Genomic DNA, 3,972 nt, shown 5'->3' with positions numbered 1-3,972 from the left:
CCAGATTTTCAGCACCCCTGCCGTAACCGGCCTGATCTCCCCCTTCAATGTTTATGTTATCATTCCCATATACACCATTGATATAAAGTGTCTGACTGTTTCCCAGGTTGAAAGTCAGCTTTCCCTGGGTATTGTAATATTGGGGTATTGCCGTTAAACCGGTGGCAGGTACAATCCAATCGAGGTAGCTACGGCGTGCAGAAAAAATAAAGCTTCCGTTCGAGGACACCGGCCCCTCAAATAACGCTCCGGCTCCGGCCATTCCCATCGAAGCCTCTCCGCGAAGCCTCTCATCAGTTCCATTTCGAAGAGTGATATTCATCACTGAAGAAGCCTTATCTCCGTACCGGGCAGAAAATGCACCTGCGTAGAAGTCGATTTCCCTAACCATGTAGCTGTTTAACAGATTGATCGGACCGCCACCGGCTCCCTGTACTGCAAAATGGTTCGGATTCGGGATCTCTATGTGATCCATCATAAACAGGTTTTCTCCGGGATTACCGCCTCTTACAATAATCTCGTTTAGCTGGTCGCTCCCCGATGTAACCGCCGGTAGCGCCTGGACTGCCCGCTGAATATCCACAAGGTCTCCGGGGCTGCGCCGGATCTCCTGAAAATCCATCGAATTGCTGCTTACAACAGCATCTCGGGGTCTTTCAAAAAAATTACCGCGTACTTCAAGTTCTTCTCCTTCAATCAGCTCTTCTTCCATTCGGATTTCCAGACTTGTGGTCCTGTTCGGATTCACAATCACATTACTTCTTCTAATGGTTCTGTAGCCCAAAAATCGAATCGTGAGATTATAGCTTCCTGCAGGTACATTTTCGATTAAAAAATTCCCCTCCAGGTCCGTTGCCGTACCGCGCTCTGTTCCATCGATCATGATCGTTGCGCCGGTAAGCGGCTGAAGATTCCGGGCATCAATAATCTGTCCCCCAATCTTGCCGTTACTGTCAACGGCCGGATCAAACCCGTTCAATATCATAAATAGGGCTAATATGTAGCTGATAAATATCATACCTGTTTCAAAGTAGTGCTGGATTAAATAGAGTTGTAGAAGTTGCCGTGATAACCAAAAAGGACAGGCTGAGGAATAGTAGCCCTGGCAATTTCCGTAAACGTAGACGAATCCAGCACAAGCAGAAATGAATTTCCATTAGCCTCATCCAAAACTACTGAGAGATTGACGCCATCATCCTCGTTTTTACCTGCAGGATCGGGCAGAAAAACAGGCTCTCCTGGGAAGCAGTTCTCCTCCCTCCAAACTTTCGATTTCCCGCTTTTGAGATCCGTTTTCACAATTTGATCGTAAAAACTATTCTTTTTGGATTTATTTACCCCGATGGAGTAGATGTATTGATATTCCCCGTCCATGTTTAATGAATCGTAGTCAAATCGTGGCAGCTCAATCCCCTCATCACTCAGTACTTCGCAATTAACACCTCCGCTACCCGACAGATCTAGACGGTATCTGCGGATTTCACCACCGGGCAGTTTTTGATCTTCCGCCCGAATTCTGTCCAGATAAAAAGAGTCGATGATTTCCGGATCCGGATAGGCAACAATATCAAATATGAGTTCCCCTTTCCGTTCGAATGCGTTTACGTGATGGAAGGCAAAGAACGGATCGGTTTCAAACTTTTTGACAAGCTCCCCATTGTTCCGGTCAAAAACGTAGATGTTGGTCCCGCGCTCCGGTTTCCATTTAAAGTTTTCGATGAACGGCTTGGCGTGAAAAAGAATGCTGAGCGGATTCACAACAAAAGGGTATTCGGTGAGAATCAGGTAATTGGGGCTCATCCCGAAACTGTGGATATATGCCGGCTCTTTCACACGCTGTTTGGCCACAAGCTCCGGTTGCTGTTCCCTTTCAAGCTTCATAAACCGGTAGTTGCTCACCCGGCCAAAACGTGTTGTCAGGTTGATAATCGAATCGTTGTCAATGTGGGGATGAACGGTGGTTACATGCTGTTTTACCTTTCCATCGTAGGCAAACACGCCCACCGATTCCAATGTTTCGGGATCAAACTCGACCTGCATAGAGGGCTCACCGAGTGCAACAAACTTACCGTGCAGTTCTCCTACATTCACTTTTGCACTGTCGGTAAAACGCGGATTAAAAACCTCCTTCACGCGATCAAAAAGGGAGTAGCACGGATCAGTTGCAAACTCAGAGTAGGCGATCTTTCCCTTCTCCATTGCTTCCTGATACGCATTACACTCCAGGTATTTGTTGGCGTACGAAACCTTTCCACCCCGAAAAGTAAACTTGTGCAGCATGGCCAGTCCGTCGAACCAGTGCCTGTAGTTCTGGTCACCTACATTGAAAGTCCCGGGACCGTTACGCAGAAGTGTGCCCTCTACCCACTCTGGCAGCTTGCCGTTTAGTGGAAGCTCATCAATAACCATTTCCTGTTCAGCTACTCCAAAACCTATGTCGTATGCTTTTCGCATCAGCCGGCTCCATTTTGAGGTGTGGGATCAATCAGCTCTGCCGCAATCTTACCTGATGAGAGGACCGCCGGTACTCCTGCACCCGGATGTGTTCCGGCACCTACAAAGTATAGGTTATCGAACTCTTCCGAACGGTTATGCGGCCTGAAAAAGGCTGACTGCAACAAACTCGGTGTAAATGAAAAAGCTGCTCCATAATGACTGTTCAGTGTATTTTGAAAATGAGGCGGATCGATGTAGTGCTCTGTTACAATATTCTCTTTCAGATCGGGTAAATAGTGCTCTTCCAGGTAGCTGAGAACCTTATCTTTATACTCCTCGGCTATCTCCTCCCAATTGATGTTTGCCTTCAGATTAGGCACAAGTGAGAGTACATAAAACAACTCACATCCATCCGGGGCAATGGATTCATCGGAAATGGTGGGCATATGCAGGTAGAGGGAAAGATCGTCAGGCAGTTTTGAGCCTTTAAAAATTTCTCTCATCAGTTTCTTATACTCTTTGCCAAAGATGATGTTATGATGAGATAGTTTCGAATCGAGATATCTCTTTTTGGTTCCAAAATAGATCACAAACAGGGACGAACTGTAGCTTTTTCTGTCGATCGATCTGTTTGAATATTTCCTCCTGGACGATTCGGGTATCAGGTTGCGGTAAGTAAATGCAACATCCCCGTTGGAGATGACAATATCCGCTTCGTGTATGGAACCGTCTTTCAGTTGAACAGCTGAAACTTTTTGATGATCTACTACAATCCGTTCCACTTCCGAATTAAGACGAACCTTCACACCCAGATCATCCATTAACTTCCTGAAACCCTCAATAATGGAGCCCACACCGCCCACCGCGTAGTGAACGCCCCACTCTTTTTCAAACTGCATGATCAGGAGATATATGGATGGTGTATCAAACGGATTACCGCCGATTAAAAGCGGGTGAAAGGAGAAAACCTTTCTGAGAAATTTGTGTTTAATGTACTTTCTAACGTGCCGGTAGGTGCCCTTGTAAGCGCCCAGACGAATCACTCCGGGCATGATATTCAGCATCTTTTTGAACGTCAAAAATGGCTTGTCGGTATATGGATGAAAGAGGCTGAAAATGTCGACCGTATTTTCTGTGAACTTCAGGTACCCTTTCTTATCCGCCGGACTCCACCGGTCAATCTGTTTGAGAATATCCTCCTCATTTCTCATGTAATCAAAATACTCTCCATCGCTGTTAAAAATCCGGTAGAATGGATCAAGCGGCTTCAGTTCAAAATAGTCATGCCGACTTTTCCCCGCAGCTTCAAATATATCATCAAAAATATAGGGTGCTGTGATTACCGTAGGCCCTCCATCAAATTTAAAGCCATCCAGCTCGTATTGATATGCTCTGCCTCCAAGTTTATCCCTCTTATCAAAAATAGTTACATCATGCCCCTTTGCAGCCAGCCGAACAGCCGCAGAAAGTCCTCCAAATCCCCCTCCGATAACAATAATTTTTTTTTGCATGAATAGGATAGACGTTAATAGTTAA

3 protein-coding genes are annotated in these 3,972 nt (G+C 45.9%); all 3 read right to left on the bottom strand.

Annotation, left to right across the window (positions count from 1 at the left end; all coding sequences use genetic code 11):
- Positions 1-1,018: TonB-dependent receptor (locus ACESM0_RS13180; protein WP_372906666.1), on the bottom strand; the 1,018-nt coding region annotated here is incomplete at its 3' end.
- Between the two features lie 23 nt (positions 1,019-1,041).
- Positions 1,042-2,454, bottom strand: coding sequence for a carotenoid oxygenase family protein (locus ACESM0_RS13175; RefSeq protein WP_372906665.1), 1,413 nt, complete (start codon positions 2,452-2,454; stop codon positions 1,042-1,044).
- Positions 2,454-3,947: a phytoene desaturase family protein gene (gene crtI, locus ACESM0_RS13170; protein ID WP_372906664.1), complete on the bottom strand. Its 1,494-nt coding sequence runs from the start codon at positions 3,945-3,947 to the stop codon at positions 2,454-2,456. Before crtI ends, ACESM0_RS13175 begins: the two co-directional genes overlap by 1 nt.
- Positions 3,948-3,972 lie beyond the last annotated feature (25 nt).

Source organism: Rhodohalobacter sp. (assembly GCF_041686455.1).
GTDB lineage: Bacteria > Bacteroidota > Rhodothermia > Balneolales > Balneolaceae > Rhodohalobacter.
The sequence above is the reverse complement of the archived record's forward strand: the minus strand, read 5'-3'. Positions and strand labels throughout refer to the sequence as shown.

Coding starts and splice junctions, on each gene's coding strand:
- crtI (WP_372906664.1), bottom strand. CDS start 3,947: ATGCAAAAAAAAATTATTGTTATCGGAGGGGGATTTGGAGGACTTTCT.
- ACESM0_RS13175 (WP_372906665.1), bottom strand. CDS start 2,454: ATGCGAAAAGCATACGACATAGGTTTTGGAGTAGCTGAACAGGAAATG.